Origin of the sequence: Thiorhodococcus minor (assembly GCF_010820565.1) — a bacterium.
Classification (GTDB): Bacteria; Pseudomonadota; Gammaproteobacteria; order Chromatiales; family Chromatiaceae; genus Thiorhodococcus; species Thiorhodococcus minor.
The window spans coordinates 1-3,258 of the sequence record NZ_JAAIJQ010000188.1 but is presented as its reverse complement, the minus strand read 5'-3'; the positions used below and the strand labels follow the sequence as shown (position 1 = coordinate 3,258).

The 3,258-nt window shown below is 63.4% G+C and carries 4 protein-coding genes and 1 pseudogene; 4 read left to right on the top strand and 1 reads right to left on the bottom strand.

The window, feature by feature from the left end; genetic code table 11:
* Nucleotides 1-222 precede the first annotated feature (222 nt).
* The 3 genes from G3446_RS26065 to G3446_RS26055 are packed head-to-tail and all read left to right on the top strand — an operon-like array spanning nt 223 to nt 1,765.
* Nucleotides 223-762: a tyrosine-type recombinase/integrase gene (locus G3446_RS26065; protein WP_245232799.1), complete on the top strand. Its 540-nt coding sequence runs from the start codon at nt 223-225 to the stop codon at nt 760-762.
* Nucleotides 763-776: 14 nt separating this feature from the next.
* A complete protein-coding gene (locus G3446_RS26060) occupies nt 777-1,070 on the top strand; it encodes a type 1 glutamine amidotransferase family protein (protein ID WP_164456576.1) in 294 nt (97 codons plus the stop codon).
* Nucleotides 1,067-1,765, top strand: coding sequence for an MOSC domain-containing protein (locus G3446_RS26055; protein ID WP_164456575.1), 699 nt, complete (start codon nt 1,067-1,069; stop codon nt 1,763-1,765). The genes G3446_RS26060 and G3446_RS26055 overlap by 4 nt, the downstream gene beginning before the upstream one ends.
* Nucleotides 1,766-1,774: 9 nt before the next feature.
* On the opposite strand, the pseudogene G3446_RS26050 reads toward G3446_RS26055, so the two are convergent.
* Nucleotides 1,775-1,966, bottom strand: a pseudogene (locus tag G3446_RS26050) (transposase); the annotation flags it as partial.
* 450 nt (nt 1,967-2,416) lie between these two features.
* On the opposite strand from G3446_RS26050, the gene G3446_RS26045 reads away from it, so the two are divergent.
* A complete protein-coding gene (locus G3446_RS26045) occupies nt 2,417-3,199 on the top strand; it encodes a hypothetical protein (protein WP_164456574.1) in 783 nt (260 codons plus the stop codon).
* The last annotated feature ends 59 nt before the right edge of the window (nt 3,200-3,258 follow it).

Here is a 3,258-nt window from a genome sequence, read left to right as displayed (position 1 = left end):
TTGTGCAGCCGAGTCTCGTGCTGGAGGCCCTTTAGAATTCTCATCGTTTTGTCAAAGATTTTGTCGATAAGGGACTAATTTACCGGTGAGCAAGGCGTTGAACTAATCCGCTCCGCGGGGCTTTGCGGACGCTCGTCACTCGCCCGCGCCTGACAGCGCTTCCACGCCTCGTCGTCCACACTCGCCATGACCCAATCGGGGTCGTTGCCAGAGGACCGGACGATGACAGCGTTGCGTCAACGCATGATCGTGGCCATGCAGATGCATGGTTTCTCCCCGCGCACCCATGAGAGCGATCTCGCCGCCGTGCGGGATCTGGCGAAGTTCACCCACCGCGCGCCCGATTGCCTTGCGCCGGAGGACTTGCGCGCGTACTTCGAGCACCTGGTGCGCGCGCGTGCACTGGCTCCGGCCAGCGTGCGGCTGTTCTACAACGGCATCCGCTTTTTCTATTTGGAGGTCCTGGACTGGCCCGCGGTGAATCTGGAGGTGACGCTGCCCAAGCGCCCGCAGCGCATCCCGGAGCTGCTCACGCGCGCGGAGGTCGCCGCCATCCTGCGCGCCTGCGCCGATGCGCGCCATCGCACCATGCTGACGCTCTGCTACGGCTGCGGGCTGCGCCTGAGCGAGGTGTTGGCGGTGCGGGTCGCCGACGTCGACGGGGAGCGCCAGCTGTTGCGCGTGGAGCAGGGCAAGGGCGCCAAGGATCGTCTCGTCCCCTTATTGACGCCGATCTGCACGCTGATGGGTGAGCCGGAGTAGTCTGCCGGCGGCAGATGCCCGTGCCGATCGGGCGAGACTGCCCGCTGCGAACCAACGAAAAGGTGGTGGTCTATTGTGCCTATATGCAACAGACTATCGCTATTCGCCATTTAGCATTTGACGACCTTGGCCTGATCGACCCGATACTGCGCTCCCGCGGCTACGACATCGTCTACCAAGATTCGTGGAACCTCGACAGGGAGCGTGTCGAAGGCGCAGACCTGGTCGTGTTCCTCGGCGGGCCAATCAGCGTCAACGACACCGCGGAGTACCCATTCCTTGCGCAGGAGGTAAGCCTCGCTTCATGACCACATTCACTATCCTTGAATTACGAACCGGGCACGCGGAATCCTATGGGCCAAAGGGTGAACCCTCGGCCATCAACAAACAGCCGTCCGATAGGCCACTCCTTGCAACAGCCGAAGGGCTCGAGGGCGATGAGCAAGGCGACCGGCGCCACCATGGAGGACTGGACAAGGCTCTTCACGCCTACGCGGTTGTTCACTATGAGACATGGGCACGCGAACTTCCGGGTACAGCAGACCGCTTCACGCCAGGCGCTTTCGGCGAGAACTTAGTGGTCGATGGTGTTACGGAGCACGATCTCTGCCTCGGCGACCAATTTCAGATGGGTAAAACCCTCGTCGAACTGTCGCAGAGCCGCCAGCCGTGCTGGAAGTTGAACTTGAGGTTCGACCGTTCCGACATGGCGCGTCGAGTGCAGGCGACAGGTCGAACGGGCTGGTACTTCCGCGTGCTGAATCCGGGCGTGATCGCTGCCGGCGCAGAAGCTCATCTAATCGCCCGTCCCAATGCAGAGTGGCCTCTCACTCGTGTTTGGCGGCTGCTTTACTACGACGTGCTCGACCGCGATGCGCTCGGCGCGTTCTTGAGAGTGCAAGAACTACCCGTTAGGTGGCGACGCCTTGCGGAACGACGTCTCGCCTCGGGACAGGTCGAGGACTGGAGCTCGCGCACTGGTACCCCTCGACAGAAGGATTAAAGCGGGGATGCTTCCGCGCACGGTGTTTGCTATTTGGCGCAAACATCCAGTGGAACGGGTCAGGTTCCCCTGCGGCTTGGGCACCAGGGCTGCCAGTCGGGCGATGAAATCCAGTGGTTCGAAGATGACGTGCGTCGTGCCGTCTCGGTGCGGCGCCTTCAGCTGGTAGCGAACGTTGCCGTTCGGCGTGGGGTGTAACCTGCCGGACGCGCCCGGGCTGCGTACACGAGATTGTGATTATTGATCTGGATGACCTGGCAGGCCAGCGGATCAGAGCGAAAGTGGCAGACCCCGCAGATCGATCCGGAGTGTCGCGTCTGCGCTCGTGATACCCGTCGGGTCGATCCCTCGCCGACGGGACTCGCGCAGGGCGACAACCTTCTCAGCCCGGGCCGTCCCGCTCCGGGTCGCTGTTCCGCCTCGAGTAGCGCCGTTGGCGCACTCGGGCTACGCACGACCCTACGACGAATGACTCTACGGCGTGTGTGACTGCGCTTTGCATATTGCCTTCACGACGAAGGACTCACGTCCTTCGTCATTACGGCAATACGCACGCGCACACGCCTACCCGGGACTACCGGCCTCGCGCTTTGCGCTTCCCTGGCCGGCAGCGGTCGATCATTGCGGTTGTGCCACCTTGAGGAGTCTGTGATGTCGTCTCTGCTGCCTGGTGTCCCTGATGCTGTCTTTGCCCCGGTGCGAGGCGAACTGGAAGCCATGATCGCGTCCGTGTGCGAGGCGGCGGACGTAGCAACGGCAGCGCATACGCTGGAGGCGGGGCTGTTCCGGCAGTTGCTGCGGCTCGGGCACAGCCTGTTTGAGAGCTTCTTGACCCTGAGTGGTCCCGGCGATGTGGGCGCGTCCTTGGTGCTGGATGATGGACGCGCGGTCAAGCGATTGGCGGCGCGCTCGCGCGCGTATCGCAACCTCTTTGGCGAGTACGGGATCGAGCGGTTCGTTTATGCGCAGCGCGAAGGGCAGAGGCTGGAGGCGATTGCGTTGGATGCACGGCTGCAGTTGCCTGAGCAGTGCACGTCCTATCTGCTGCAGGACTGGAACGCTCAGCTGATGCAGGCGATGCCCTATGCCCACGCGGAGCAGTTCCTCGAGCGCCTCTTGGGCGTGCGCCAATCGGTGCCGACGCTCGAGCGCGACGAACTCCGCCTGAGCGGGCAGGAGGAGGCGTTTTGGGAGCAGTTGCCATCGCCCAGCCCGTTGCCGCCCGGGGCCATTCTGGTCAACAGCGTCGACGGCAAGGGGGTGTGCATGCGCCCGAGCGAGACCGGTGGAGCGGGGCAAGAAGAAAATGGCGATCCTTGGCGCCGTCGATGGGATCGCGCCGTTCGTGCGCACGCCTGCGCAGGTCCTCGCGGCGCTGTTTGCCGACGCCGCCACGCCGACAAGCCCCTCGCGCCCCAGGGCGAGCGCGTATAAATTCTCAGCCCAAGAGGACCTTAGCGCGGTAATCATCGTTCCAAGTGGCCTTGCGACGC